1 protein-coding gene is annotated in these 994 nt (G+C 57.6%); it reads left to right on the top strand.

Annotated elements, in window-relative coordinates; all coding sequences use genetic code 11:
* Positions 1–994: elongation factor Tu (gene tuf, locus APH30_RS27305; protein WP_054914262.1), on the top strand; the 994-nt coding region annotated here is incomplete at both ends.

Below are 994 nucleotides of genomic sequence, written 5' to 3'. Positions count from 1 at the left end.
ACCATCAACACCGCTCACGTCGAGTACAACTCGAACATTCGTCACTACGCTCACGTTGACTGCCCAGGTCACGCTGACTACGTGAAGAACATGATCACCGGTGCTGCCCAGATGGACGGCGCGATCCTGGTTTGCTCGGCCGCCGATGGTCCGATGCCACAAACCCGTGAGCACATCCTGCTGTCCCGTCAGGTTGGCGTTCCGTACATCGTGGTCTTCCTGAACAAGGCTGACCTGGTAGACGACGCTGAGCTGCTGGAACTGGTCGAGATGGAAGTTCGCGACCTGCTGTCCACCTACGACTTCCCAGGCGACGACACCCCGATCATCATCGGTTCGGCTCGTATGGCGCTGGAAGGCAAAGACGACAACGAAATGGGCACTACCGCTGTCAAGAAGCTGGTAGAAACTCTGGATGCCTACATCCCTGAGCCAGTTCGTGCCATCGACCAGCCATTCCTGATGCCAATCGAAGACGTATTCTCGATCTCGGGTCGTGGTACCGTTGTTACCGGCCGTATCGAGCGTGGTATCGTCCGCGTTCAGGATCCGCTGGAAATCGTTGGTCTGCGTGACACCACCACCACCACCTGCACCGGTGTTGAGATGTTCCGCAAGCTGCTGGACGAAGGCCGTGCTGGCGAGAACTGCGGCGTTCTGCTGCGTGGTACCAAGCGTGACGACGTTGAGCGTGGCCAGGTTCTGGTCAAGCCAGGTTCGGTCAAGCCGCACACCAAGTTCACCGCAGAAGTCTACGTTCTGTCGAAGGAAGAAGGCGGTCGTCACACTCCGTTCTTCAAAGGCTACCGTCCTCAGTTCTACTTCCGTACCACTGACGTGACCGGTAACTGCGAACTGCCGGAAGGCGTTGAAATGGTAATGCCAGGTGACAACATTCAGATGACTGTTACCCTGATCAAGACCATCGCAATGGAAGACGGTCTGCGCTTCGCTATCCGTGAAGGCGGTCGTACCGTCGGCGCCGGCGTCGTAG

Source organism: Pseudomonas sp. NBRC 111127 (assembly GCF_001320345.1).
GTDB classification, from domain to species: Bacteria; Pseudomonadota; Gammaproteobacteria; order Pseudomonadales; family Pseudomonadaceae; genus Aquipseudomonas; species Aquipseudomonas juntendi.
The sequence above is the reverse complement of the archived record's forward strand: the minus strand, read 5'-3'. Positions and strand labels throughout refer to the sequence as shown.